Source organism: Clostridium sp. USBA 49, assembly GCF_900167505.1.
GTDB lineage: Bacteria > Bacillota > Clostridia > Clostridiales > Clostridiaceae > Clostridium_AT > Clostridium_AT prolinivorans.
In genome coordinates this window covers 230,794-255,983 of the sequence record NZ_FUYD01000003.1, presented here as the reverse complement: position 1 = coordinate 255,983, position 25,190 = coordinate 230,794, and the positions used below count along the sequence as shown (strand labels likewise).

Below are 25,190 nucleotides of genomic sequence, written 5' to 3'. Positions count from 1 at the left end.
AATTAGTGCTTTATTATAGCTTTAACTGGGCATGCTGTTTGACAAGCACCACATTTTATACATTTTTCTTGATCTATTACATGTCTATCTTTAACTTTTCCACTTATAGCAGATACTGGACATTGTCTAGCACACTTTGTGCAGCCTATACATTTATCAGTAATAAAATATTGCATTAAAGCCTGACAAACTCCAGCTGGACAGCGTTTTTCCTTAACATGAGCTTCATATTCATCCATGAAATACTTCATAGTACTTAAAACTGGATTAGGAGCTGTTTGACCAAGTCCACAAAGTGCAGTATCTTTTATAGTTTCTGCAAGTTCTTTTAAATCTACTAAATCTTGCTCTGTTCCTTTTCCTTCAGTTATTCTAGTTAATATTTCAAGAAGTCTCTTATTTCCTACACGGCAAGGAGTACATTTTCCACAAGATTCATCTACTGTAAATTCAAGATAGAATTTAGCTATATCAACCATACAGTTATCTTCGTCCATAACAATCATTCCGCCTGAACCCATCATAGAACCTATAGAATTTAAAGATTCATAATCAATTGGGCTATCAAGCATTGAAGCAGGAATACATCCGCCAGAAGGACCTCCTGTCTGTACAGCTTTGAATTTACGTCCGTTTTTAATTCCACCACCGATATCATATATTATTTCTTTAAGAGTTGTTCCCATAGGTACTTCAACAAGACCTACATTATTAATCTTACCTGCAAGAGCAAAAACTTTAGTTCCTTTAGAAGTTTTTGTACCCATAGAATTATACCAATTAGCTCCATTTAATATTATAGGTGGTATATTAGCAAAAGTTTCAACGTTATTTACACATGTTGGTTTTTCCCAAAGACCACTTACAGCTGGGAATGGAGGTTTTGTTGTTGGTTCTCCACGATTTCCTTCAATAGAGTGAATTAGTGCTGTTTCTTCACCGCATACAAAAGCTCCTGCACCATATCTTATATCTAAATCAAAGTCAAATCCGCTACCTAAAATATTTTTACCTAAAAGCCCAAGTTCTCTAGCTTCATTAATAGCAGTTTTTAGTCTTTCTATTGCAAGAGGATATTCTGCTCTTATATATATGTAACCTTGATTTGCACCTATAGCATATCCTGCAATAGCCATAGCTTCTATAACACTGTTTGGATCTCCTTCAAGTATGGAACGATCCATAAAAGCACCTGGATCTCCCTCATCAGCATTACAAATTATATATTTTTCCTTAGACTTACTCTTTTTTGCAAAAAGCCACTTTTGACCTGTAGGGAATCCACCGCCTCCACGTCCACGAAGTCCAGAATCTATCATTGTTTGAATAACTTCATCTGGAGTCATAGAAGTTAATACCTTACCAAGAGCAAGATATCCATCTTCAGCTATATATTCAGTTATGTCTTCAGGATTTATAAGTCCGCAGTTTCTTAAAGCTATACGGTGCTGTTTACCATAAAAAGACATTTGATCTTGTCTTTTTACTTTTTCTTTTAAAGTAGGTTCTTCATATAAAAGTCTTTCAACTACATTTCCTTTTACAAGATGGTCGCGAACTATATCTTCAACATCTTCAGGTGTAACATGAGTATAAAATACATTATCAGGTAAAACCTTAACTATAGGACCTTTTTCACAAAATCCAAAACAACCTGTTATTGATACATGAACTTTATCAGATAATCCAGCAAGATCTATGTAACGATTAAAGTTTCTTAATATTTGCTCACTTTTTGAAGCTTTACATCCTGTACCGCCGCAAATTAAGATATCTCTTTTTTCTATATTTTTTTCATCAGCTGGTATTTCATCTTGTTTAAGATTTCTTAATTTAAGAATAGGCTTATATTTTTTATTTAATTCTAAAAGTTCTTCTAATGAATTAATTTTAGCCAAAGTATTTCCCTCCTTTTATTTATTAGTCTTGATATTCAGCCAATATTTTTTTAACATCATTTGCAGTAACGTGTCCATAAACTCTATCGTTTATTGTTACTACTGGAGCTAAACCACAAGCACCAACGCAGCGAAGAACGTCAATGGTAAATTTACCATCTGGAGTAGTTTCACCGCTTTTTATGCCTAGTTGGTTTTCAATTTCAGCTAAAACAGTTGCTGCACCACGTACAAAACATGCTGTACCCATGCATACGTTAATGACAAATTCGCCTCTAGGTTCTGTTGTAAAATAAGAATAAAAACTAACTACACCATAAACTTTAGAAGCAGGAACATTTAATTTTTCTGCTACAAATAATTGGACCTCTTCAGGTAAATATCCAAAGATACTTTGAGCTTTATGAAGAACTGCAATTAATGCTCCTTTTTTATCAGGAAGGTCATTAATAAATTCCTCTAGCTCGTGAAATTTTTCTTCAGCGAGGACATTTTTACTACATGCCATGTTTTATAACCTCCTTTATAATGGACAAGTTTGTTAATTAACAATCATAATTATGCTTTACATCATGGCTTAACCATTCCCAAATATTATAGTCTAAAAAATTTTTAAAGTAAATCTTATTTTTACTTTTAAATATTAAAACTTGTAAAATTTTAATATTTAAAATAAAAAATTAAAAATTTACAAGCTATATAAACGATAACCATGATATACTACCTACATCATTATACTAAATATTAAACTAAAAATTAAGTGTTTTTTTAAAAAATTATTGAGTTTTTGTAAAATGATGCTGTTTATTAAAAAAATATAGTAATATATAAATAGAAATAATTTTTAATAAATTTTGGGAGATGATTTTTTGCTTGGTATAATAGATAGATTTGAAGGAGATTTTGCTGTAGTTGAGTTATATAATGAAAAAATGATTAGTATAAATAAGAAATATATTCCAAAAGAAGCAAAAGAGGGATATGTTATAGATATTGATGAAGTTAATAAAAAAATAATTATTAATTATGAAGAAACTAAAAAAAGAAATGATAAAATTAAATCTATAACTAAAGATTTATGGGAAAAATAAATTTAAATAATAGTAAATATAATATAAAAAATAAGATTATTTATATACCCTGTTAAATATTAACAATTTAACAGGGTATATAAATTTTCTTTAAATTTAAAGAAAATTTATTTTTTTGTATAAACTATAACATAATTAAAAAAAGCTACAATAGCACTTGCTACTGAAAAATATAAAAGATATATGCCTATTTTATGGCTAAAGGCTAGTACAAATATTGAAATATAAAAAAATACAGTAGATAGTTTCCCAAATATGTTTGAAGGTATAACAATATTTTTTTTATATAAAAATACTCCGCATAAAATCATAAAAATTTCTTTGGCGGCAATTACAATAAGAACCCATGCAGGTATATAACTTTTTATAAGAAGACAAGATAAAACTGTTATAAGCATAAGTTTATCAGCAAGTGGATCTAAAACTATACCAGCCTTAGTTATAATTTTATATTTTCTAGCTATATAGCCATCAAGAAAATCTGTAAAACCAGCAAGTAAAAATATTAATATAGATTTTAACAGGCTATTTGGAGTCTCAGAAAAGAAAACAAGTATAAAAATAGGAATTAATATAATTCTAAATAATGTAAGTAAATTAGGTATATTCATTTTTACAGCACCGCTCCTAATCCTAAAATATATTTATTTAATATGATAATTATTACATGATTAATCCACAATAAGCTGCAAATTAATTTATACTATATATATAGTTAGTGTTACTAAATTTTTATTACATATATAAATATCGGTAAATATTCAATAAAAAGACTTTTGTAAGATAATCATGATAATCATTATAATTATATCAAAAATAACTATATAAAATATAATATCATATTATTATGTAATTTATATAATAATAATTTTAAACTTTTAATAAATTATGATATATACGAATAAAATATAAATCGACAAGCTTAATATTCGCAAATTTTGTTGACTAAGAGAAAAGTTTTTGTTAATATAACCTAGGGAGGGATAATATATGCCTGAAATTTATGATATTATAATTATTGGAGCTGGAGCAAGTGGTATGTTCACAGCTTATGAATTAACTCAAAAAAATACGAACATTAATGTGCTTATGATAGAAAAAGGTAATACTTTGGATAAAAGAAAATGTCCTATAGATGGAGAAAAAATAAAGTCATGTATAAATTGCAAAACTTGTAATATAATGAATGGCTACGGTGGGGCAGGGAGTCTTTCCGATGGTAAATATAATATAACAAATAATTTTGGAGGAGAGCTTTATAAATATATAGGAAAGGATAAAGCTTTAGAGCTTATGAATTATGTAGATGAAGTACTTTGTAAAATGGGAGGAGCTTCAGCAAAGCTTTATTCAACTGCAAACTCAGATATTAAAAGTAAAGCCCTTGAGTATGATCTACATCTTTTAGATGCAAAGGTAAGACACTTAGGAACAGATAGAAATTTGTTTATCCTTCAAAATATATTTGACTATTTAAATGAAAGAATAGATATGATTTTTAATACTGAAGTTATTGAAATAGATAAATCAAAAGATGAGTTTATAGTTCAAACGGAAGAAAAAACTTATATTGCTAAGAATTTAGTTATAGCAACAGGACGTTCCGGTTCGAAATGGATTTCAAAAATGTGTAGGAAACTTGGAATAAAAACAGAGAGTAATAGGGTTGATATAGGTGTACGTGTAGAGCTGCCTGCTTCTATTTTTGAGCATATAACAAAGGAAGTTTACGAAAGTAAAATAGTATATAGAACTAAGAAATATTCAGATTTTGTAAGAACCTTTTGTATGAACCCTCATGGAGAGGTTGTAAGTGAAAATACTAATGGAATAGTTACAGTTAATGGACATAGTTATGCAAATCCAAAATTCCATACAGAAAATACAAATTTTGCTCTTTTGGTTTCAAATCATTTCACAGAACCTTTTAAAGACAGTAATGAGTATGGGGAATCAATTGCAAGATTAAGTAATATGCTTGGTGGTGGAGTTTTAGTTCAAAGATTTGGAGATTTAGTTAAAGGACATAGAACTAATGAAGATAGGCTTTCAAAAAGTTTTACAAGACCAACTTTAAATGCAACACCTGGGGATTTAAGTTTAGTATTACCTAAAAGACAATTAGATGATATTATAGAAATGATATATGCATTAGATAAAATTGCTCCAGGGACAGCTAACGAGGATACTCTTTTATATGGAGTTGAGGTTAAATTTTATAATTCTAAAGTAGATGTAGATAATAATCTTGAAACTGTAGTAAAAGGTCTTTATATTTTAGGAGACGGTTCAGGAGTAACTCATTCATTATCACAAGCTTCAGCTAGTGGAGTGTATGTAGGGAGAATTTTAGCAGAAAAGTTTAAATAAATTACTTTTATTTTATATACATCTTTAATAATTTATGAAGATGCTTAGACAGAATAAAAAATGTGATTGGAGGAAAACAAATGTCAGCATTTGTAGTATTAGGAGCCCAATGGGGAGATGAAGGAAAAGGAAAGATGACAGATTACCTTGCTGAGAAAGCTGAGGTTATAGTAAGGTTTCAAGGGGGAAACAATGCAGGACACACTGTAGAAGTTGAAGATAAACAATATAAACTTCACCTTATACCTTCTGGAATTCTTTATGGAAACAAATTAAATGTTATAGGAAATGGTGTTGTTATAGATCCTAAAGCTCTTTTTGAAGAAATAGATTATTTAGAAGGATTAGGAGTTAAAGTTACTCCAGAAAACCTTATAATAAGTGATAGAGCGCATATCATAATGCCATATCATAAGATTTTGGATAAATTAAAAGAAAAATCCAGAGGCAAAAATGATATTGGTACTACTGGGAAAGGTATAGGACCTGCTTATACAGATAAAGTTGAAAGATGTGGAATAAGAGTTTGCGATCTTCTTCATACAGAAGTATTTAAAGAAAAACTTTATGAAAATATAAAAGCTAAAAATGACATAATTGTTAAAGTATATGAAGAAGAAGCGTTAGATTTTAATTCTATATGTGATGAATATTTAACTTATGCTGAGAGGATAAGACCTTTTGTTAAAGATATATCAGTTAGGGTTTATGATGAAATAAAATCAGGTAAAAATGTACTTTTTGAAGGAGCGCAAGGAACACTTTTAGATATAGATTATGGAACTTATCCTTATGTAACATCTTCAAATACAATAGCTGGAGGAGTTCCATCAGGAGCAGGTATAGGACCTTCTATGATAGATAAAGCTGTAGGTATAGCAAAAGCATATACTACAAGAGTAGGGAAAGGACCATTTCCTACAGAGCTTAATGACAAAATAGGTGAATGGATAAGAGAAAAGGGACATGAGTATGGTGTTACTACGGGCAGATCAAGACGATGCGGATGGCTTGATTTAGTAATATTAAAATCTTCAGCAAGAATTTCTGGCTTAACTAGTTTTGTTGTAACTAAAATTGATACATTAGCAGGACTTTCAAAAATAAAAGTATGTACTGGTTATAAACTTGGAGATAAGGTTATAGATTATTTTCCAGCAAGTCTTGAAGATTTAGCAAAATGTGAGCCTGTTTATGAAGAATTTGATGGATGGGATGAAAGTGTTGGAGATGCAAGAAATTATGAAGAACTTCCTGAAAATGCAAAAAAATATTTAAAGAAAATAGAAGATTTTACAGGAGTTAAGGTTTCAATAGTGTCTGTAGGTCCAAGAAGAGATCAAACTATTGTTATAGAAGAAATTTTATAAATTTTTATAAAAAAATTTTATAATTGTCTTTATTATTTTTATAATCTCTGATATAATTTAAATTAAATCGTAGTAAAATAGTATGATTTAATTTAAATAAAGGAGAGATGATAGAATGATAACTAAAGACATGACTATAGGTGAAATAGTTAGAAATCATGAAGATAAAATAGCAATACTTATGAGTTTTGGAATGGGTTGTGTTGGATGTCCAGCATCTCAAGCTGAAACATTAGAAGAAGCTGCAAAAGTTCATGGATTTGATGTTGATGAATTATTAGAAGCATTAAATGCTTAATAAAATAAAGTAATCTAATTTTAAAATAAGGTGTAGTAAGACTGTTTAAACAGTCTTACTACACCTTATTTTTTGCTTAAATTTAAGATAAACATATTTGGTACTAAAAGGGATTTTTATGAAACTGATTTGAATATATAGGTATATATGGGAATATATAATAATATATAAAAAGTAAAAGCAAATAGCTGTTGTTTTAATAATTTAAAACTTTGACAACAGCATAAAATTAAAAGGGGGAAATTTTATATGGGAAAAATTAAAAAAATGTTAGGAATTGCATTAACAATTTCTATGACAATTGGAATTTTTGCTGGTTGTGCAAACTCAAGTACGCCTAATCAATCTGATGATTCAAAAAATCAGGTTAAACAGCAGCAGTCGAGTGAAAACAAAGAAAAGCATTATACTTTCGGATATACTTGTATGACAATGAATAATCCATTTTTCCAAGTACTTGAAAAATCAATTAGAAGTGAAGTTGAAAAAAATGGAGACAAGCTTATAACTACAGATCCAGCAATGGATGTATCTAAGCAGATTGATCAAATAAATGATATGATAACTCAAGGTATAGATGCAATTTTTCTAAATCCTGTTGACTGGGAGGGCATAAGACCTGCACTTGAAGCTTTAAAAAAAGCTAATATTCCAATTATTAATTTTGATACAGAAGTTAAAGATATGGACTATGTAACTGCTTATGTTGGATCTGATAATAAAAATGCTGGAAAAGTTTGCGGTGAAGATCTTGTAAAGAAATTTCCTAATGGAGGAAATATTGTTGTTCTTGATTCTCCTACAATGAATTCAATAAATGATAGGATATCTGGTTTTATGAGTGCTATTGAAGGAAAAGGTTTTAAAATAGTTGCACAACAAGATGCAAAAGGCGATCTTGAGACTTCTATGAAACTTTCTGAAGATATTTTACAAGCAAATCCAAATGTAGTTGCTATAATGGGAGGAAATGATCCCACAGCTTTAGGAGCACTTGCAGCATGTAAAGCAGCTAATTTAGATAAAGTATTAATTTATGGTGTTGATGGTTCTCCTGAGGCTAAGGCTGAAATTGCAAAAGGAGGACAATTTGCTGGAAGTGGGGCTCAATCTCCAAAGCAAATTGGTGTAAAATCTGTTGAAGTAGGCTATAAAATACTCAAAGGTGAAAGCTTTGAAAAGAGAATACCAGTTGAAACTTTTCTTATAAATAAAGATAACGTTTCCCAATATGGGACTGATGGATGGCAATAAATTATAGATTAAATTATTGAATTGGGATAAAGGCTTTATTTAGCATTAAAGCTTAGTAAAGCCTAAATAATATAAAAAGAAAAATGAGAGGTGAATAGTATTGAATGGCAATTTACTCCAAATGAAAAATATAAGCAAAAAATTTCCGGGAGTATATGCTTTAAAAAATGCTCATTTTGAGCTTAATGAAGGAGAGGTACATGCACTTCTAGGAGAAAATGGAGCAGGGAAATCAACACTTATGAAAATTCTTGGAGGTATATATAGTGTTGATGAAGGAGAGATATATATTCAGGGTAAAAAAGCAGATATAAAGTCTGTTAAAGATGCACAAGCTTACGGAATTAGCATAATACACCAAGAATTAGTTTTAGTACCATATATGACGGTAGCTGAAAATATTTATTTAGGTAGAGAGGTAACGGGAAAAACAGGATTTATTGATAAAGCAGCTATGATAGAAAAAGCTCAAAAATTATTGGATTCTTTTGAAGTGAAAATTAAAGCAGATTCATTAATTTCTAGACTTACTGTTGCACAACAGCAGATGGTTGAGATAATAAAAGCTATATCATTTAATGCTAAAATAATTGTTATGGACGAGCCAACATCTTCATTAACTGAAAAAGAAGTTAAGTTTTTATTTGATACAATTAAAAATTTAAAAAGTCATGGAGTTGGTATTGTTTATATATCTCACAGAATGAATGAACTTTTTGAAATATCTGATAGGGTAACTGTAATGAGAGATGGGGAGTACATTGGGACTAAAATTACAAAAGATACTTCTAATGATGAATTGATTGCTATGATGGTTGGACGTGAATTAACTAGTTATTATACGAGAGATTATAACGAGCCTGGGGATATCATATTAGAAGTTAAAAATTTAAATAGAAAAAGCGTTTTAAAAAATATTAATTTTAGTGTTAGAAAAGGTGAAATAGTAGGATTTGCAGGACTTATGGGGGCGGGACGATCAGAAGTTATGAGAGCTATTTTTGGTCTTGATCCTATTGATTCAGGAGAAATATTAATAGATGGACAAAAAGTAAATATTAAGGAACCTAATGATGCCATGAAAAATGGTATTGCTTTAGTTCCAGAAAATAGGAAGGAAGAAGGGCTTTTTCTTATTCAAAGTGTTAAATTTAATATAACACTAAAAATTTTAGATAAATTTATAAAGTTTATTAAGGTTAATAAAAAAGTAGAAAATGATATTACCAATAAATATATAGATGAATTGTCTATTAAAACACCTACAAGTAATCAGTTAATAGGAAATCTTAGTGGAGGTAATCAGCAAAAGGTTGTTATTGCAAAATGGCTTGCTACTGAACCAAAAATTTTGATTTTGGATGAACCAACTAGAGGTGTAGACGTTGCTGCCAAAGCTGAAATTTACTCAATAATGAATAAGTTAGCATCAGCAGGTGTATCTATTATAATGATATCTTCAGAATTGCCTGAAATAATAAACATGAGCGATAGAGTTTTGGTTATGTGTAATGGAACTATTACTGGAAGTTTAAATCGTAATGAATTTACACAAGAGAAGATTATGTATTATGCAACAGGAGGTATTTAGTATGTCAATGGAAACATCAATGGTAAAAAAAGATAAAAAAATATTTAATAGTATATTAAATAATATGCTTCAATTTTTTAAAGAAAATATGGGTATACTTATTGGATTTATTGCTTTATGTATATTACTTTCTTTTATGTCTCCCGTATTTCTTACACAAAAGAATATTATGAATGTTCTTAGACAGATTTCTACAAATCTTTATCTTGCTTGTGCAATGACAATGATAATTATATTAGGAGGAATAGACTTATCTGTTGGTTCTACAATTGCTTTATCTGGAGTTGTTACTGGAGGGTTAATAGCATTTAATGGACTTCCAGTTCCAGTTGCAGTTTTAGGGGGACTAGGGATAGGGCTGATTGTAGGGTCTTTTAATGGACTTGCTATTGCAAAGACAAGTATTCCTCCGTTTATTGTAACTTTAGCTACAATGAATATAGTTCGTGGCGCAGCTTATGTTTATACTGGTGGAAAGCCAATACGTGTTATGTCAGAGCAATTTAATTTTATTGGGGCAGGTTATGTAGCTGATACAATCCCTACTCCTGTAATTTATCTTATTGTTATTTTAGTTGTATCTACATTAATAATGAATAAGTCAAAGTTAGGAAGATACATATATGCTGTAGGAGGGAACAGGCAAGCAGCAAAATTTTCAGGGTTAAAGATTGAGAAGATACTTTTCTTTCCTTATGCATTTAGCGGGCTTATGGCTGCGGTTGCAGGAATAGTGTTAGCATCACGTATGTTCTCTGGTCAGCCAACAGCAGGAGATGGAGCTGAAATGGATGCTATAGCTGCTGTTGTTCTTGGAGGTACAAGCATGAGCGGAGGTTCAGGAAAAATAGGAGGAACTGTAATAGGAGCGTTAGTTATAGGTGTATTGAGTAACGGACTTAATTTAATGAATATAAATTCATTTTGGCAATATATAGTAAAGGGGATTGTAATTTTAATTGCTGTATATGTAGATGCTATTAAAAAGAAAAAATCAAAATTGTAAATAGGGGCGGAGAGCAAAATATGGGAAATGGAATTGCTGTAGCTGGTAATATGACAGTTGATCAACTTAAAAAAATTGATATTTATCCAGAACAGTCAAAATTAACTACTATTAGGGAAATTAGCTGTTCTTTAGGAGGAGCTGTATGTAATTGCCTTATAGATTTAGCAAAAATAGATTCTAATATACCACTTAAGGCTATAAGCATAATAGGAAATGACGATATGGGGGACTATATTTTAAATACTGTTGGTCAATATAAAAATATTGATTTATCAAGAGTTATTAGAGAGGGCCGATCTTCATTTACGGATGTTATGGCTGATGAAACAAATAAAACTCGTACTTTTTTCTTTTTTAGGGGCTCAAGTAGTAAATTTTCAGATAAATATATTGATTTAGATAATATTGATGCAGATATACTTCATATAGGATATATATTATTGCTAGATGGTATGGATGCTAAAGATGAGAAATATGGAACTGTTATGGCAAAAGTTCTTTGCAAGGCAAAAGAGAGAGGAATAAAAACATCCATTGATGTAGTAAGTGAAGAAAGTAATAGATATAGCAAATTAGTCCCGCCAAGTCTTAAATATACGGATTATTGTATTCTTAATGAAATTGAAGCAGGAAAAACTGTTGGAATATCACTTCGATCAAATAATGGCAAATTAATAGCAGAAAACATAAAAGAAGTTTTAAGAAAAATTCGTGATATGGGAGTTAGTAGATGGATTATAATTCATGCTCCTGAATCTAGTTTTGGTTTAGATGAAAATAATAATTATTATACAGTACCTTCTTTAAAGCTTCCTAAAGATTTTATAAAGGGTACTGTTGGAGCAGGAGACGCTTTTGTTTCTGGAGTTTTGTATTCTGCTTATAAAGGTTATACTATGGAAAAAGCAATGGAAATAGGAGCAGCAGCTGCTGCTTGGTCTTTGTCAGAGGCAGATAGTGTATCAGGAATGAAACCTTTTAAAGATGTAATTGAATTATACGAAAGAATGCCTAAACAGACTGAAATTTTTATATAGTAAAAATTTTATAAAATTATAGATATTATATTTATATACAATACAAGGGGGGAATTTATATGTTAGTTAATCTTAATTATTTGCTTAAAGAAGCCCAAAATAAAAAAACCGCTGTTGCAGCTTTTAACACACCATCTTTAGAAGCAGTAAGAGCTGCAATATCTGCAGCAGAAGAGCTTTCAGTTCCAGTAATTATTCAGCATGCACAAGTGCATGAAGAAATTGTAAATATAGAAATAATAGGCAAAATAATGTTAGAAATGGCGAAGAATTCTAAAGTTGATGTTTGTGTTCACTTAGACCATGGAACAAATATTAATCTAATTAATAAAGCTATTGACATGGGATTTACTTCTGTTATGTTTGATGGTTCTAATTTACCATATGAAGAAAATATTATATGCACTAGTCAAATTGTACAAGAAGCACATAAACGAGGAATTTCTGTAGAAGCTGAATTAGGAGTTATGTCTACGTCAAATTATGGAGAAAAATTGATTGATGACTCTAATTTTAATAAAGATGATATTTATACCGATCCAGAACTAGCTTTTGATTTTGTAAAAAGAACAGGAATAGATGCATTAGCTGCTTCTTTTGGTACAGTACATGGTTTGTATTTAACAAAACCAAATCTAGATTTTAAAAGATTAAAAAATATTTATGATAAAACTATGGTACCAATTGTTATGCATGGAGGATCTGGAGTAAGCAGAGAAGATTATCACAAATCAATTGAAAATGGAGTTAGGAAAATAAATTATTACACTTATGCTGCTCGTGCTGCTGGAGAAGCTATAAGAAAAAAAATTAAAGAGTCTAATGATCCAATATTTTATCATGATATTACTTTATTGGCTATGGAAGCTATGAAACAAGATATGATGTATGCTTTAAAAATTTTTAATAATATGGATTAGGAGGATATTTATGAAAATTGAAGAATATAAAAAAATGCAAAATATTGCAAATAAATATTTAAAAAAGGCTCATATAGTAATTACAGATGAGGAAAGAAAAAATATAGAAGTTTCTGATTTTGGACTTAATGATATTTATAGAACTGGATTGCAGTTAGTTGTATATGTTAATACAGAAAGAGTATGTGCTAAGGAACTAGTACTTCTTCCACATCAAACTTGCCCTGAACATAGACATCCTCAGGTTGACTCTAATCCCGGTAAAGAAGAAACATTTAGATGCAGATGGGGAAAGGTTTACCTTTATGTACCTGGTGAAGCTGCTAAAAAGCCTAAATGTAAGCCTCCAAAGGGAGATGAAGCGTATTATACTGTATGGCATGAAATAGAACTAAATCCTGGAGAACAGTATACTTTAATACCTGATACTCTGCATTGGTTTCAAGCAGGTGATGAAGGAGCAGTAGTATCAGAATTTTCTACACATAGTACGGATGAGTTTGATATATTTACAGATAGCCGAATACGTAGGATTACTAAAATTACAGATTAGTAATAATTAGGGGAAAGTATAAAAAAGAATCTGTCTTAAAATAAATAGATGCATAATCTGTATTTTAATATTTTAAGATAGACTCTTTTTTGTTAATTTAAATTTTTATAATCTATTATTAATTAATACACTTCTTATTTTATCTTTTATATATAAGTTATTATAGGCCATATCTATTGGGAATTTACATTTATTAATTATAGAAATAAATGTTAAAGATTTACCTTGCTTTATTAAACTTTTACAAGCTTTATCTATTTTTTTATTTATAACTTGAATTTCTTTATAATATTTAATCTGTTTTAATATATAATTTCTAAGCTCAGGATATCTTCTTACAACAAAATTTGTTACTCCAGATTTTTCAGCAACAAGAGCAAAGACTATTCTTTCATTTTTACTAATCATATCTTCAATTGCAGAGTCAATATCATTTTCATATTCTTCCATAGTTTTATAAAAAAGACTATTGTTATTTAATGCATTTTCCATAGTCATCCACCCTTAATTATTAATTTTATGTTTCCATTATATAACAACATTCGACAGTTGTAAATGAAAATAATAACGAAATTATGAATTTATATTCCTTTTATGACATAATTTAAATATATAGAAGAACTTTTTAATATAACAAAAATATTCTTTAATGGTATTTTGTGATATAATATTTTAGGTATTTATTAGGTATTTATATTGAAAAGGGGATAGTTTATGTTGAAGAACTTTTTTAATATTTTTCTTCGTTATGCTATAATGTTTGTACTTATTTTATGTTTTGCATTTTCTTTTATATATATTTTATTTAATATATATTCAATGAAGCATAAAGTTATTGGTATATTTATAATTTTAATTTGCTTAGGTATTATATATTTTTATAAAAAATATAAGAATAATATTAAATATAAATTAAAAAATATAAACAATAAAAAATTATTATTATATATAGTTATAACTGCGTTTATTTTAAGATTTTTATGGATAATTATAGTGCCGACAAAACCTATATCAGACTTTAAAGTAATGTACGAATATGCTAAGGAAGCAGCACAAGGGAATTATTATGGCTTTCATGATTATGCTTATTTTGCAAGGTTTACACATGACATTATAACAGTTTTATATTTTTCGTTATTTTATAAAATGATGGACAACCCTCTTTTTATTGTTAAATTTTGTAATGTAATTTGTCAAACTGCAGCAGTTTATGCTATGTATCTTACTGTAAGGGAAATTTTAAATGAGGAAAGAGCACTTATAAGTGCTTTTATACTTGCATTTTTCCCTCCATTTATAATGTATACTTCACAAACTATGTCAGAAAACATGGCAGTTCCACTATATATTTTTAGCGTTTATTTTTTTATAGCTGCAATAAAAGGAAGAAAAAACAATGCTTATTTTATTTTAAGTGGGGCATTTTTATCTTTCGCTAATATGTTTAGAATGGTAGGAGCTGTATTTGTTATAGCTTATATTATGTATAATATTATATATATAGGACTTAAGGGAGGAATAAAAAATTCAATTTTATTGATAATAGGTTTTGCAATTCCTTTTTATTTAGTAAGTCAATCATTATTAAATGCTAATATAACTGAAACACATCTTTGGAATCCTAAAGAACCTTCTATTACATCTATATTAAAGGGAACTAATATTGAGCACCATGGAATGTATAATGAAGAAGATGCCAATATTCCTATAAAATTAAATCATGATCCACAAAAGATAAAAGAAGTTTCAAAAGAAATAATAATAAAAAGGTTAACTACAACACCTAAGCCAAAACTTATATTCCATTATATAAAAAAAATTGCTATGCAATGGGGTATGGGAGATTTTAGAGCTTTTGTATGGACAACTGATGAAGTATTTGGAAAAAACATATTTAAAAATATAATTCATGAAGTTTCTATTTTTACTCAAATTATTTATATAACTATTTTAATTAGAATTTTTAGTGCATTAAAAAATAATGATTATATGGAAATAAAAGAGATGAATTTCTTTTACATACTATTTGGCGGCTTTGTACTACTATTTTTAATAACAGAATTTCAAGAAAGATATGCATTTATAATTTCATGGATTTTTGTTATATTTACAACAAGAACAAGTAATTTAAATAGGAGGAAACATGCTTCAATTTATAAAGTTCTCAATGGTAGGAATATTAAACACGGTTATAACAATAATATCTTATAATATATTAACTTTTACAGGAATTAACTATATTTTATCTAATACTATAGCTTACATACTGGGAATGATTAATAGTTATTTTTGGAATAAAACTTGGGTTTTTTCATCAAAAGATAAAGATATTAATTTGGTTATAAAATTTATTATAGTAAATTTTATAACTCTTGTTTTAAATAATTATATACTTCATGTATTTGTATCTAATTTTAAATTTAATAAAGCAATTTCTCAAATACCTGCTATTATTTGTGGAATGGTAGTAAATTTTATTTTAAATAAAATATGGACATTTAAAGACAAAGGAGGAAAATAGAATGGCAGATTTTTTTCTATCTGTAGTAATACCTATGTATTATGAAGAAGGTGTAGTAGAAGAATGCTATAAAAGACTTACTAATGTAATGAATGATAATAATTATGATTATGAACTTATATTTGTAAATGACGGAAGTAAAGATAGAACATTAGATATATTAAAAGAAATTGCATCTAAAGATAAAAGAGCAAAAATTATTAATTTTTCTAGAAATTTTGGCCATCAGGCAGCAGTTAGTGCAGGGGTAAAAGCAGCTTTAGGAGATGCTATTGTAATAATAGATGCTGATCTTCAAGATCCACCAGAACTTATTAAAGATATGGTAGCTTTATGGAAGCAAGGATATGAAGTTGTTTATGCAAAAAGAAAGAAGAGAAAAGGAGAAACTTTTTTTAAATTGATAACTGCAAAGTACTTTTATAAATTTTTAAATGCTATGTCTGATATAGATATTCCAAAAGATACAGGGGATTTTAGACTTATTGATAAAAGTGTTGCTTGTGTGTTTAATTCTATGACTGAAAAGAATCGTTTTATAAGAGGAATGATATCTTGGATAGGATTTAATCAAATAGCTATAGAATATGTAAGAGATGAACGATTTGCAGGTGAAACTAAATATCCATTAAAAAAGATGATAAAATTTGCTAAAGATGGTATTATAGCTTTTTCTTCAAAACCTCTTAAAATAATAACTTCTTTTGGATTTTTTTCAGTAATTTTATCTTTTATAATTCTTATTTATTCAATTGTAAGTAAAATATTTCAAAATGATATAGCAAAAGGCTGGACTTCTCTTATGGTTGCAATAACTTTTTTCTCTGGGGTACAAATGCTTTCTCTTGGAATAGTAGGAGAATATATTGCTAGAATTTATGATGAAATAAAAGGAAGACCTCTTTATATAATTAAAGATAAAATAAATTTTTAAGGTATTATAAAAACATATAAATTAAATGGATTAGTAAAAACTAATATTATTTAGATGCGTAAAGTAAAGCCATACATAAAAAATTTTTATGTATGGCTTTTAAGTTTTTGAATTTATTTAATGAATTTACGTAAATTTTATGTATTATATTTATAATTTACAATTTATTTTGTTTTTAAAGTTAAGTTATTAATCCATTTTTTAGATAAAATTCTTGGAAGACCAAATATAATTTTAAATACTTCTTCAAGGCTTACAAGGGCTAAAACCCAGTATACTGGAAGTTTCCATACAAGTCCTCCTAAAAAAGCAAGGGGTACACCTATAAGCCATACTCCTCCTGTATCTAAAAATAAGCAAAATTTAGTATCTCCACCGCTTCTTAGTATTCCAACAACAGATAAATAATTGAAACATTTTGCCCAAAGAAAAGCTGAAAAAACTGTAAGATTTTTACGTGCAAATTCATAAACTTCGGCTGAAACATTGTATGGAGAAAGAATCCATTTTGAAGATAAAAATACTATAAATCCTACAATAAGTGCAATTGAAGGACCTAAAGTTATAAAACGTTTTGCATAAATAAATGCATCTTCTTCATTTTTCTCACCTATTTTGGTTCCTATCATAACTGCACAAGCATTACCAATTCCCATAAATATTACCCAAGCAATATTTTCTATAGTTCCAGATATATTGGTAGAAGCAATAACATTTGTACCCATTCTTGCATAAACAAAAGAATATAAAGTTACACCTAATGCCCAAATGGATTCATTTAAAATAACAGGTATAGTAACTTTAAAAAAGTTTTTTACAAATGAAATTGATAAATCTATCATTTCATTTATTTTAGCTGCAATTGCATAATTATTTTTATAAGTTACATATAAAATTAAAGTCATTTCTACAATTCGAGCAATTACAGTAGCTATTGCTGCACCACGTACTTCAAGTCGTGGAAATCCAAATTTCCCATAAATAAGAACGTAGTTAAAAAATGTATTTGTACAAAGAGATATAGCACTTACTACCATAGGAGTTTTTGCCTCACCAGTACTTCTTAAGGCAAAAGAATAAGAAAACGAAATTGAAGTTATTATATAACTAAATGCTATTATTTTTAAATACTGACTCCCAAGTATAATTACATCTTTATCTTTAGAAAAAATACCAAGTATTTGTTTAGGAAATATAAAACCTCCTATAGTAAAAATCATAGAAGCTATTCCGCCACTTATCAAACAAACTCCAAGAACTCTTCGTATATTTTTTACATCTTTATTTCCCCAATATTGAGCTGTAAATATAGAAGAACCACTAGATATTCCAAATAAAAGTAGATTTAAAAGAAAAAAATATTGATTTGCAAGTCCTACACTTGCTATAGCTTTTTCTCCAAGCTTTCCAATCATTATAGTATCTACTAGATTAAGAGATGATGATATAAAGTTTTGAAGTGCTATTGGTATAGCAAGATTTAGCATAACTTTATAAAAATGTTTATCATTTAAAAGTTTTTTAATACTCATGAAATCCCCCTATCGTAATATAATATTAAAATATAATTAAGTTAAAAATATATTTATACTTATAATTAATATCTTATATTAAACAGATACAATTAACATTGTATCGTATGTATTATTATTTATCAAATTAATACTTTAGTATTTTTAAAATATTAATTTAATAGATTTTTAACTAAATGTATATTACAATAGTAAATGTAATAAAAATTAAAGAATGGAGTGACATATTTGCTTAAAGCTGTTATTTTTGATATGGATGGAGTAATAATTGATAGTGAACCAGATCATTTAAAGTTTGAGCAAGAATTTTTTAAAAATCTTGGCCTTGATATAAGCAAAGAAGAGCATAATAAATTTGTTGGAACAACTTCTTACTATATGTGGGAAACAATAAAAAATAAATTTAATCTTTCACAAACTGTAGAAGAACTTGTAAAAAACGATAGAGATAACTACTATAACTATTTAATATCAGGAAATCATAATATTCAAATTATAGATGGAGTTAAAAATATTATAGAAGATTTATATAAAAATGGTGTATTACTTGCTGTTGCATCTTCTTCACCAATAAACATAATTGAAATTATAGTAGATATGTTTAATATTAGAAAATATTTTAATACATTAGTAACAGGTGATTATGTAGATAAAAGTAAACCTAATCCTGATATATTTTTATATGCAGCAAAGGAGCTTTGTGTGGAACCAAAAGATTGTATTGTAATTGAGGATTCTGCAAATGGAGTTTTAGCTGCAAAAAATGCTAAAATGAAATGTGTTGGATATAGAAATTTAAATTCAGGTAATCAAGATTTATCTCCAGCTGACATTATAATAAATTCTTATGATGAAATAAATTATGATATATTAAAAAGCATTATATAAAATTTTATACATAATTTTTAATATGATTATTTTACTATATATAATTTGAAATATAAAAAAGATTTAAGGCATAAAGAATATTACTTTAATGCCCTAAATCTTTTTTATATTTTTAGCAGCAGTATAAGCTGAACTCCAAGCCCATTGAAGGTTAAAACCACCACAGTCACCATCTACATCTAAAATTTCTCCAGCAAAATATAAATTAGGTATAAGTTTTGATTCCATGGTATTTGGATTAACTTCATTTGTATTAACTCCTCCAGCAGTTACTTGAGAATTAGCAAAAGAATTCGTACCTATAACTTTAAAATCCCATCTTTTTAAAAGCTTATATATATTCCTTTTTTCTTTATATTCTAAATCCCAGCAAGGTTTATGTATATTATTAATTCCAGCTTCTTTAAGTAATATAGGAATAAGTTTTTTATTTATTATACCTATAAAAGAATCATGAACACTTCTGTGAGAAAATATAGAAAAATGTCCTTCAAAAAAATTTTCTAAAGTTTCTTCATTCATAGTATGCATAATGTTTATCCTAACAAAAACCTTGCTATCTTTTGAAAGTGCATAAGAAGCAATTCTGCTCAATTGAAGAATAGGAGGACCAGATATACCGTAATCTGTAAAAAGTATTTCTCCAAATTCACATCTTTTTAATTCATTATTTACATATATTTCTGCTATACCATTAAATTTAACACCTGATAAAGCTTTAAGATTTTTATAATCAAGCTTTAGTTGAACAAGAGCAGGAAGAGGATTTATTATACTATGACCTAAAGATTTAGCTAAATAATAACCAGAACCATCAGAACCACTAGAAGGAAGAGATTTTCCACCACAAGATAAAAGAAGTTTTTGGCTTTCATAAATTTCACCATTTGATGTTTCTATTATAAATTTAGATTTTTTATATTTTATATTTTTAACTTTAGAGTTTAAATAAACAGGTATTTCTCTATCATTAATTGCAAGCCTTAATATATCAACTACAGAAGATGCTTGAAGAGACATAGGATACATTTTACCATCTTCTAAAGTAACTAAAGGAAGTCCTAAAGATAAGAAAAAGTTTATAGTATCTGAAACTTTAAATTCCCCAAGTGCTGGGATGAAAAAATTAGGATTATCGCTGTGGTATCTACTACTTTCTATATATTCATTTGTGATATTGCATCTTCCGTTTCCTGTTACCAGTAATTTTTTTAATATCCTATCGCTGCCTTCTAGTATAGCTACATCTATTCCCATATCTTTAGTTAAAATTGCAGCCATAGATCCAGCAGCACCTCCGCCTATTATTATGAGTTCATGTTTCAAAATAAATCCCACCTTGTTAAATTAATATAGAGATATTATTTATATATTTTATACTAAATATAAATTTTTGAATATAATAAAAATATACTTATGTAAAATAATTATTTAAGTTATAATAAATATAACAAAGTATTATATATTAATTTTCAAAATTTAAACAAAACCAATACAAATGTAGTTTATCAAACTATTAAGGAGATGATTTTTGTGAATGCAGGAGAATTTTTAAATTTTAAAAATTGGGTAGTAGCTGGAGATGTTCTTAATCCAGACAAATATGCTTATAAAATATTAAATGCTTTAAAAAATGCAGGTTTTAATGTAGAAGGTGTAAATCCTAAAGATACATCAGGTAATACATATAAAAGCATTAAAGAAGTTCCATATAAAATAGATGTACTTGATTTATGTATAAATCCTATAAAAGGATTAAGCATTATTAAAGAGGCTAAAGAACTTAATATAGATAAAGTTCTAATACAGCCTGGAGCAGAAAGTGAAGAAATTTTAGAATTTTGTAAAAATAATGGAATAACTGCAATAGAAGGCTGCGCATTAGTAGAATTATCAAAACGTAAATAAATTTTAATTAATTTTTTAGAATAATATAAAATATCTATTTATAAAAAGTATAAATAGATATTTTAATTTAATAATTATTTAATTAAAATATGCTTGTAATATAAATAATTATTATAAAATTTCCTTAGAAAAATTAGTTACAGATAAAACTAAAACAGTAATATTAAATATCTATAATAAGCATATAAGAGAAAATAGATTAAATATGTAGTTTTATTATATATTATAAAAATATATTTGAATAAAAACGAAAAAAATAAAAAAATATGTTGACATAAATCTAAATTTTATGTATTATATTCTATGTCGGGTCTTGAGAGCTGACAAAACAAATTTAAATAAGGCTCCTTGGTCAAGCGGTTAAGACACCACCCTTTCACGGTGGTAACAGGGGTTCGATTCCCCTAGGAGTCACCACTATGGGCGCATAGCTCAGCTGGGAGAGCATCTGCCTTACAAGCAGAGGGTCACAGGTTCGAGCCCTGTTGTGCCCACCATAGTGATTATCACTATAATAATAAAATATTTAAATATATATGGCCCAGTGGCTCAGTTGGTTAGAGTGCCGGCCTGTCACGCCGGAGGTCGAGGGTTCGAGCCCCTTCTGGGTCGCCAAAATGCTGGCATGGCTCAACGGTAGAGCAGCTGACTTGTAATCAGCAGGTTGTAGGTTCGATTCCTATTGCCAGCTCCAATTAAATAAGGCTCCTTGGTCAAGCGGTTAAGACACCACCCTTTCACGGTGGTAACAGGGGTTCGATTCCCCTAGGAGTCACCACTATGGGCGCATAGCTCAGCTGGGAGAGCATCTGCCTTACAAGCAGAGGGTCACAGGTTCGAGCCCTGTTGTGCCCACCATAGTGATTATCACTATAATAATAAAATATTTAAATATATGTGGCCCAGTGGCTCAGTTGGTTAGAGTGCCGGCCTGTCACGCCGGAGGTCGAGGGTTCGAGCCCCTTCTGGGTCGCCAAAGTAAATAATAAAAAGTCTCAAACATTTTGTTTGGGACTTTTTGTTATTTTAAGTACAAATATGTATTTACTAAAAATAACGAATAACACAATATAAATAATGCATAAGATAGTAATAATATTTTTGAAAAAGTTATTATTATTAATTAAAGATTAAATTTATTATGTTTTTTTAAAATATATACTCCTTACGTAATATTAATTTTGATTTTATTATATTAATGCTATTTATATGCCTATTATTTTTCAGAATTAGTACAAAGAATTATGATACTTATGAAAATTTTAGTGTATTAATTCTTATCATTTAAAGGCTTATAATTTAATCAAGAGGTAAGGAGGTAAAATGATATGACAGAGAATTGGTTAAACATTAATGGCAAAACAATTATTGTAACTGGAGGCAATTCAGGCATAGGATTGCATATTACTAACCAGTTAAAAGAAAATGGAGCAAATGTTATTGTTGCAGATTTAAATGTTGAAACTGGAAATGGTGATGGCGTATATAATATTAAAACAGATGTAACTTCAATTTGCAGTGTAAATTCTATGGTAGAAGAAGCAGTTAAAAAATTTGGTAAAATTGATGTGTTAGTTAACAATGCCGGGATTAATTTACCAAGATTACTTGTTGATTTTTATAGTAATGAAAGAAAATATGAAATTGATGAAGAAGCATTTAATAAAATGGTAAATGTTAATCAAAAAGGTGTTGTATTTGTTACTCAAGCTGTAGTTAGACATATGATTGATAAAAAAATAAAAGGGGTGATAATTAATATATCTTCTGAATCTGGAATGGAAGGATCTGTAGGACAAAGCTTATATTCTGCAACAAAGGGAGCAGTAAATTCATATACAAGATCATGGGCAAAAGAACTTGGGAAATTTGGTATTAGAGTTGTAGGTGTAGCACCAGGTATAAATGAAAAGACAGGACTTACTACTCCTGAATACAATAAAGCTTTAGCATATACAAGAAACATAAGTGTAGACCAGCTTGATTATGGTTATGAAAAGAGTATTCCTTTAGGTAGAGTGGGTAAATTAGATGAAATTGCATACCTTGTTAGTTTCTTAGCTTCTGATAAGGCTTCTTATATTACTGGAACTGTAATTAACATTACAGGAGGGAAGTCAAGAGGTTAGTTTGGAGGGATAGTTGTGCCAAGCTATGCAAATATAAATAAATTACTGAATTTATTGCTTTTAAAAAACAAATTATCTAGTGAAGAAATTTTAGAAGAAGTAGATTCTAAATGTGATATATATAATTATGTTAAAGAAATTAAACACATATACAAAAATGAATTAGATGTTAATATAATAGAAGATGGACATATAATTACACTTAATATTTTGGATGAAGATAAGTTTTATAAGCACTTATATAGGGCAAATATGTATGATTTTAATGATTATAAATGCAGGATAGCATATTTGTTTTATGAACTAATTGATAAAGGGATTTATGTAAATATACTAGATCTTTGTGATTATATGAATGTAAGTAGAGGTACAGTCAATAATGATTTAAAGAAAGCAAAAAATATACTAAAAAAATATGGTGCAGAGATAGTAGGAGTGCCTAATAAAGGAATAAAATTAAATGGCAGTGAATTTAGTAAACGATTGATATTGATTTATGAAGTTTTTGATTATTTCCCAAGTAAAATTTTTATAAATAATAAATTTATTAATATGATAAAATCATTATCTGAACACTATAAATTAAACAATTTAAGTAGATATTTAATTTATAAATCAACCTTAGTAAGTATATATAGGATTAAAAATGGGAATTTATTAAACACAAAAATTCCCATGTATAAAAATTTCGAAGCCAATAGCAGTAAATTAAATGATTTTATAACGGAAATTAAAAATATATTTAAAATTAATATTAATAATGAAGAAATCGATTTTATATCTTTTCCTATAAATACTAGAAATTCTGTGTATACATCTAATGTAGATAATACTAAAAATGAAAAACAATTAATAGATATTGTAAATGAAATGCTTAAAAATGTAGAAGAAAAGTTTGTGATTCACATTGATAAAGAGGATTTTTTCGAAAAAGTCAGGTATCATTTATTATTTCTTATTAATAGATTAATATTTAAAATTCCTGTAAGAGATATTTTTTCAGATCAAATAAAAATAAAATTTCCTTTAGCTTTTGAATTGGCAAAAACATCAATGAATGTACTTAGGGAAAAATATAATTTATTTAGTACTACAGTTGATATAAGTTATCTTGCTGTATATTTTGCATTAATACTTGATGAAAGAAAAACTATTTACGATGAAAGTAATAATATAAAAAATGCTGCTGTAATAACAAATGCTGGAAGAGGAGCATTTGAACTTATTCAAAGACAGCTTAAAGAAGTAATTGGATTAAATTCAAAAATAGACTTTTTAACCACTTCAGATTTAGTTACAAAAGATATATCCGAATATGGAATACTTTTTAGTACCGAAAATGTATCTATGGACGTTTACCTTCCTATTATTCAGATAAATGGTATAATTGATAAAAATATATTAACTCAAAAAATAAATGAAATAGAAAGTAGAAATAATGCTCTTATTGAAAAAATAAGTGAAGTTGTAAATATTAATGTAATGCATCTAGATGGCGATAAAGGATATAGAAATAATGTTAGATTAATTACTGAAGCTTTAATTAAAGAGGGTATTGTTTCAAAAAATATTTATAAAAACTTCGAAAAAAAAGAAAATTTAAGTTCAATGATTTATGAAAATGGAGTTGCATTTCCTCATTTGACAGATAAAATAGTTGATAAGTTAAATTTAACATTAGGCATTTTAAATCCAGAGAAAGATAATCTTAAAATAATTTTCTTTTTAGTAATACCTGAAAAAATGAACAGTATTCAAGAGGAAATGTTAATGAAAATGTATAATTATTTATTTACTATAATTAGTGAAAAAAATCTTATCAATATGCTTCAAGAGATTAACTCAATAGATGACTTTAGTAAATTTTTAATGAAAGGATATTTGTAA

At 28.0% G+C, this 25,190-nt stretch carries 23 protein-coding genes and 7 tRNA genes; 24 read left to right on the top strand and 6 right to left on the bottom strand.

Going from position 1 to position 25,190, the window contains the following annotated elements:
• Nucleotides 1-2: 2 nt before the first annotated feature.
• Both B5D11_RS05110 and nuoE read right to left on the bottom strand, forming a co-directional pair.
• On the bottom strand, nt 3-1,898 hold the full coding sequence (locus B5D11_RS05110; protein ID WP_078681966.1) for an NADH-quinone oxidoreductase subunit NuoF: 1,896 nt from the start codon (nt 1,896-1,898) through the stop codon (nt 3-5).
• Between the two features lie 22 nt (nt 1,899-1,920).
• The gene (gene nuoE / locus B5D11_RS05105; RefSeq protein WP_078681965.1) at nt 1,921-2,406 is read right to left on the bottom strand and encodes an NADH-quinone oxidoreductase subunit NuoE; all 486 of its coding nucleotides are present in this window, start codon (nt 2,404-2,406) and stop codon (nt 1,921-1,923) included.
• Nucleotides 2,407-2,767: 361 nt separating this feature from the next.
• On the opposite strand from nuoE, the gene B5D11_RS05100 reads away from it, so the two are divergent.
• Complete coding sequence (locus B5D11_RS05100) at nt 2,768-2,989, top strand: DUF3006 domain-containing protein (RefSeq protein ID WP_078681964.1); 222 nt, start codon at nt 2,768-2,770, stop codon at nt 2,987-2,989.
• 107 nt (nt 2,990-3,096) lie between these two features.
• Here the strand turns inward: B5D11_RS05100 and pgsA are convergent, their stop codons facing one another.
• Nucleotides 3,097-3,600 carry a CDP-diacylglycerol--glycerol-3-phosphate 3-phosphatidyltransferase gene (pgsA, locus tag B5D11_RS05095; protein ID WP_078681963.1) on the bottom strand — a complete coding sequence of 168 codons (504 nt, stop codon included), beginning with the start codon at nt 3,598-3,600 and terminating at the stop codon, nt 3,097-3,099.
• Between the two features lie 379 nt (nt 3,601-3,979).
• Here pgsA and B5D11_RS05090 point away from each other — a divergent pair, with 379 nt between their 5' ends.
• The 9 genes from B5D11_RS05090 (at nt 3,980) to B5D11_RS05050 (ending at nt 13,391) form a co-directional block, all read left to right on the top strand.
• Nucleotides 3,980-5,359, top strand: a complete 1,380-nt coding sequence (locus B5D11_RS05090) for an NAD(P)/FAD-dependent oxidoreductase (RefSeq protein ID WP_078681962.1) — start codon at nt 3,980-3,982, stop codon at nt 5,357-5,359.
• A gap of 80 nt (nt 5,360-5,439) precedes the next feature.
• The gene (locus tag B5D11_RS05085) at nt 5,440-6,729 is read left to right on the top strand and encodes an adenylosuccinate synthase (RefSeq protein ID WP_078681961.1); all 1,290 of its coding nucleotides are present in this window, start codon (nt 5,440-5,442) and stop codon (nt 6,727-6,729) included.
• Nucleotides 6,730-6,844: 115 nt separating this feature from the next.
• Entirely contained in the window at nt 6,845-7,027 is a 183-nt protein-coding gene (locus tag B5D11_RS05080; protein WP_078681960.1) for a DUF1858 domain-containing protein, read from the top strand.
• 249 nt (nt 7,028-7,276) lie between these two features.
• Nucleotides 7,277-8,281: a sugar ABC transporter substrate-binding protein gene (locus B5D11_RS05075; protein WP_078681959.1), complete on the top strand. Its 1,005-nt coding sequence runs from the start codon at nt 7,277-7,279 to the stop codon at nt 8,279-8,281.
• A 100-nt stretch (nt 8,282-8,381) separates the two neighbouring features.
• The gene (locus B5D11_RS05070; protein ID WP_347476731.1) at nt 8,382-9,872 is read left to right on the top strand and encodes a sugar ABC transporter ATP-binding protein; all 1,491 of its coding nucleotides are present in this window, start codon (nt 8,382-8,384) and stop codon (nt 9,870-9,872) included.
• Nucleotide 9,873: 1 nt separating this feature from the next.
• Nucleotides 9,874-10,878, top strand: coding sequence for an ABC transporter permease (locus B5D11_RS05065; RefSeq protein ID WP_078681958.1), 1,005 nt, complete (start codon nt 9,874-9,876; stop codon nt 10,876-10,878).
• Between the two features lie 20 nt (nt 10,879-10,898).
• A complete protein-coding gene (locus tag B5D11_RS05060) occupies nt 10,899-11,918 on the top strand; it encodes a carbohydrate kinase family protein (RefSeq protein WP_078681957.1) in 1,020 nt (339 codons plus the stop codon).
• Nucleotides 11,919-11,977: 59 nt separating this feature from the next.
• Nucleotides 11,978-12,838 (top strand): class II fructose-bisphosphate aldolase, encoded by an 861-nt coding sequence (locus tag B5D11_RS05055; protein WP_078681956.1) that lies wholly within the window; start codon nt 11,978-11,980, stop codon nt 12,836-12,838.
• Between the two features lie 10 nt (nt 12,839-12,848).
• Nucleotides 12,849-13,391, top strand: a complete 543-nt coding sequence (locus B5D11_RS05050; protein ID WP_078681955.1) for a D-lyxose/D-mannose family sugar isomerase — start codon at nt 12,849-12,851, stop codon at nt 13,389-13,391.
• 105 nt (nt 13,392-13,496) lie between these two features.
• Here B5D11_RS05050 and B5D11_RS05045 read toward each other — a convergent pair whose 3' ends face one another.
• Entirely contained in the window at nt 13,497-13,883 is a 387-nt protein-coding gene (locus tag B5D11_RS05045; RefSeq protein WP_078681954.1) for a hypothetical protein, read from the bottom strand.
• Between the two features lie 501 nt (nt 13,884-14,384).
• Here B5D11_RS05045 and B5D11_RS05040 point away from each other — a divergent pair.
• From B5D11_RS05040 to B5D11_RS05030, 3 genes are read left to right on the top strand one after another with little or no spacing between them, the layout of a single operon-like run.
• Nucleotides 14,385-15,602: a glycosyltransferase family 39 protein gene (locus tag B5D11_RS05040; protein ID WP_180376954.1), complete on the top strand. Its 1,218-nt coding sequence runs from the start codon at nt 14,385-14,387 to the stop codon at nt 15,600-15,602.
• Nucleotides 15,535-15,912: a GtrA family protein gene (locus tag B5D11_RS05035; RefSeq protein WP_078681952.1), complete on the top strand. Its 378-nt coding sequence runs from the start codon at nt 15,535-15,537 to the stop codon at nt 15,910-15,912. The genes B5D11_RS05040 and B5D11_RS05035 overlap by 68 nt, the downstream gene beginning before the upstream one ends.
• Nucleotide 15,913: 1 nt before the next feature.
• Nucleotides 15,914-16,846, top strand: coding sequence for a glycosyltransferase family 2 protein (locus B5D11_RS05030; RefSeq protein WP_078681951.1), 933 nt, complete (start codon nt 15,914-15,916; stop codon nt 16,844-16,846).
• 164 nt (nt 16,847-17,010) lie between these two features.
• Here B5D11_RS05030 and B5D11_RS05025 read toward each other — a convergent pair whose 3' ends face one another.
• Nucleotides 17,011-18,378 carry an MATE family efflux transporter gene (locus B5D11_RS05025; RefSeq protein WP_078681950.1) on the bottom strand — a complete coding sequence of 456 codons (1,368 nt, stop codon included), beginning with the start codon at nt 18,376-18,378 and terminating at the stop codon, nt 17,011-17,013.
• A 228-nt stretch (nt 18,379-18,606) separates the two neighbouring features.
• Between B5D11_RS05025 and B5D11_RS05020 the strand changes: the two genes are divergently transcribed.
• Nucleotides 18,607-19,266 carry an HAD family hydrolase gene (locus B5D11_RS05020; RefSeq protein ID WP_078681949.1) on the top strand — a complete coding sequence of 220 codons (660 nt, stop codon included), beginning with the start codon at nt 18,607-18,609 and terminating at the stop codon, nt 19,264-19,266.
• Between the two features lie 93 nt (nt 19,267-19,359).
• Here B5D11_RS05020 and B5D11_RS05015 read toward each other — a convergent pair whose 3' ends face one another.
• A complete protein-coding gene (locus B5D11_RS05015; protein WP_078681948.1) occupies nt 19,360-20,592 on the bottom strand; it encodes an NAD(P)/FAD-dependent oxidoreductase in 1,233 nt (410 codons plus the stop codon).
• A 207-nt stretch (nt 20,593-20,799) separates the two neighbouring features.
• Between B5D11_RS05015 and B5D11_RS05010 the strand changes: the two genes are divergently transcribed.
• From B5D11_RS05010 to B5D11_RS04965, 10 genes are all read left to right on the top strand, one after another.
• Entirely contained in the window at nt 20,800-21,174 is a 375-nt protein-coding gene (locus B5D11_RS05010; protein ID WP_078681947.1) for a CoA-binding protein, read from the top strand.
• Between the two features lie 342 nt (nt 21,175-21,516).
• Nucleotides 21,517-21,591 (top strand) — tRNA-Glu (locus B5D11_RS05005).
• A 4-nt stretch (nt 21,592-21,595) separates the two neighbouring features.
• Nucleotides 21,596-21,671: transfer RNA gene (locus B5D11_RS05000), tRNA-Val, on the top strand.
• 41 nt (nt 21,672-21,712) lie between these two features.
• Nucleotides 21,713-21,789: transfer RNA gene (locus tag B5D11_RS04995), tRNA-Asp, on the top strand.
• Nucleotides 21,790-21,793: 4 nt separating this feature from the next.
• Nucleotides 21,794-21,868, top strand: a tRNA-Thr gene (locus B5D11_RS04990).
• A gap of 9 nt (nt 21,869-21,877) precedes the next feature.
• Nucleotides 21,878-21,952: transfer RNA gene (locus tag B5D11_RS04985), tRNA-Glu, on the top strand.
• Nucleotides 21,953-21,956: 4 nt separating this feature from the next.
• A tRNA-Val gene (locus B5D11_RS04980) sits at nt 21,957-22,032 on the top strand.
• 41 nt (nt 22,033-22,073) lie between these two features.
• Nucleotides 22,074-22,150 (top strand) — tRNA-Asp (locus B5D11_RS04975).
• A 352-nt stretch (nt 22,151-22,502) separates the two neighbouring features.
• Complete coding sequence (locus B5D11_RS04970; RefSeq protein WP_078681946.1) at nt 22,503-23,303, top strand: SDR family oxidoreductase; 801 nt, start codon at nt 22,503-22,505, stop codon at nt 23,301-23,303.
• 15 nt (nt 23,304-23,318) lie between these two features.
• Entirely contained in the window at nt 23,319-25,190 is a 1,872-nt protein-coding gene (locus tag B5D11_RS04965; RefSeq protein WP_078681945.1) for a BglG family transcription antiterminator, read from the top strand.

Bases quoted from the DNA above. Each gene is read 5' to 3' on its own strand.
- B5D11_RS05050 (WP_078681955.1), top strand. From the start codon at position 12,849: ATGAAAATTGAAGAATATAAAAAAATGCAAAATATTGCAAATAAATAT.
- B5D11_RS05090 (WP_078681962.1), top strand. From the start codon at position 3,980: ATGCCTGAAATTTATGATATTATAATTATTGGAGCTGGAGCAAGTGGT.
- B5D11_RS05045 (WP_078681954.1), bottom strand. From the start codon at position 13,883: ATGGAAAATGCATTAAATAACAATAGTCTTTTTTATAAAACTATGGAA.
- nuoE (WP_078681965.1), bottom strand. From the start codon at position 2,406: ATGGCATGTAGTAAAAATGTCCTCGCTGAAGAAAAATTTCACGAGCTA.
- B5D11_RS05085 (WP_078681961.1), top strand. From the start codon at position 5,440: ATGTCAGCATTTGTAGTATTAGGAGCCCAATGGGGAGATGAAGGAAAA.
- B5D11_RS05055 (WP_078681956.1), top strand. From the start codon at position 11,978: ATGTTAGTTAATCTTAATTATTTGCTTAAAGAAGCCCAAAATAAAAAA.
- B5D11_RS05060 (WP_078681957.1), top strand. From the start codon at position 10,899: ATGGGAAATGGAATTGCTGTAGCTGGTAATATGACAGTTGATCAACTT.
- pgsA (WP_078681963.1), bottom strand. From the start codon at position 3,600: ATGAATATACCTAATTTACTTACATTATTTAGAATTATATTAATTCCT.
- B5D11_RS05030 (WP_078681951.1), top strand. From the start codon at position 15,914: ATGGCAGATTTTTTTCTATCTGTAGTAATACCTATGTATTATGAAGAA.
- B5D11_RS05065 (WP_078681958.1), top strand. From the start codon at position 9,874: ATGTCAATGGAAACATCAATGGTAAAAAAAGATAAAAAAATATTTAAT.
- B5D11_RS05035 (WP_078681952.1), top strand. From the start codon at position 15,535: ATGCTTCAATTTATAAAGTTCTCAATGGTAGGAATATTAAACACGGTT.
- B5D11_RS05080 (WP_078681960.1), top strand. From the start codon at position 6,845: ATGATAACTAAAGACATGACTATAGGTGAAATAGTTAGAAATCATGAA.
- B5D11_RS05025 (WP_078681950.1), bottom strand. From the start codon at position 18,378: ATGAGTATTAAAAAACTTTTAAATGATAAACATTTTTATAAAGTTATG.
- B5D11_RS04970 (WP_078681946.1), top strand. From the start codon at position 22,503: ATGACAGAGAATTGGTTAAACATTAATGGCAAAACAATTATTGTAACT.
- B5D11_RS05075 (WP_078681959.1), top strand. From the start codon at position 7,277: ATGGGAAAAATTAAAAAAATGTTAGGAATTGCATTAACAATTTCTATG.